This window comes from Aurantimonas manganoxydans SI85-9A1, from assembly GCF_000153465.1.
In the GTDB taxonomy this organism is placed as follows: domain Bacteria; phylum Pseudomonadota; class Alphaproteobacteria; order Rhizobiales; family Rhizobiaceae; genus Aurantimonas; species Aurantimonas manganoxydans.
Map to the genome: position 1 here is coordinate 1 of NZ_AAPJ01000023.1, position 1,246 is coordinate 1,246.

Consider the following 1,246-nt stretch of genomic DNA (forward strand, 5'->3'; position numbering starts at 1 on the left):
GCTGCCGCCCGCCGCGAGGATCTGCGCCGACTGTTCCGGTGCCGTCTCCGCGGTGACGATGGTCGCCAGCCGCGCCAGCCGCTTCACCGCGGCGCCGTGCCGCTCCAGCCGCGCCGCGGTCGCCGCATCCGGCGCCACCGCGACGAGATCGGCCTCGGTCGCCGCCGGCACGTTCATCTCGGACCGCACCGAGCGGATCTCCGACACCACCTCGATCAGCCAGTTGATGTCGTCGGCGGCGTCGCGGTCGGCGAAGTCGAGCACCGGCCAGGCCGCATGGCACAGCAGCGACGCGCGTTCGCCGGCGGCGGTCACCTGCCACAGCTCCTCGGTGATGAACGGCATGAACGGATGCAGCAGCGCGTAGATCCGGTCGAGAACCGACCCCATGACGTGCCGCACCTCATTGGCCGCTGGCCGGGCTCATCGACGTCGCCGCCGAGCGCAGCCGCCTCGGCAAGGCGCGCGACAAGGCTCTCGGCGAGATCGAGCGGATCGATCGCAAGCTCTCCAACCAGAAGTTCGTCGCCAACGCCCCTGACGAGATCGTCGAGCAGGAGCGCGAGAAGCGCGAAGGCTACCGGATCGAGGCCGACAAGCTGTCGGCCGCACTCGAACGGCTGCAGTAGCGTCACGATCCGGAGCACGGCGTTTCCTCGTAAGGAGGCGCCGTGCTCCTCCAATGCCCGGTCTCATCCGGCCCTTCGAGCCGAGCCGCCGATCTGTCGTATTTATGACACGCTCGGGACACGATTTTGTCTCCTCGCGCCGTAGGCGTGCCCATCTCATCCTACGTAACTCCCCGTTCCCCCACGCGAAAAATCAGAATCTGCAAAGGCTTGCGCAGGGTTCGCCAGCTATGGTCGCCGCTGTGGCGAAAGCGTCGCAATCGCCCCGGTGTTGCAACCGGGGAGTTCCGGACCGCGAATTTATCGTTTACGTTTGCGTCAACTTTCAGCGGCTGGGTTCCCGCGGAAGTTCAACAAGAGTGGGGGGATTCCATTGCGAACTTTTCTGACAACGATTCTTGGCGCGTCCCTGGCTTCGGCGGCGCTCAGCACGTCGGCCCTCGCCGGTGGCTTCCAGCGCGGCACCGCTGACACGGACATCCTGTTCGAGCAGGGCACCGCCGTGATGCGGACCGGCGTCACCTACGTCAATCCGCAGCGCGGCTTCGAGTCGATCAACGGCCAGAGTGGCAATTTCGGCACCTATACGCAGGATTACGTCATCCCGTCGCTGGCCT

General features: G+C 66.1%; 2 protein-coding genes and 1 pseudogene. 2 read left to right on the forward strand and 1 reads right to left on the reverse strand.

The genetic code is table 11. The annotated features are described in order from the left end of the window. Positions 1 to 402 (reverse strand): class I tRNA ligase family protein (locus SI859A1_RS00170; protein ID WP_009207875.1); only part of this gene is annotated, 402 nt, incomplete at its 3' end. A gap of 23 nt (positions 403 to 425) precedes the next feature. Here SI859A1_RS00170 and SI859A1_RS20595 point away from each other — a divergent pair. Both SI859A1_RS20595 and SI859A1_RS00175 read left to right on the forward strand, forming a co-directional pair. Beyond that, a complete protein-coding gene (locus SI859A1_RS20595; protein WP_420804742.1) occupies positions 426 to 629 on the forward strand; it encodes a hypothetical protein in 204 nt (67 codons plus the stop codon). A 373-nt stretch (positions 630 to 1,002) separates the two neighbouring features. Beyond that, positions 1,003 to 1,246 (forward strand): annotated as a pseudogene (locus SI859A1_RS00175) (long-chain fatty acid transporter); the annotation flags it as partial.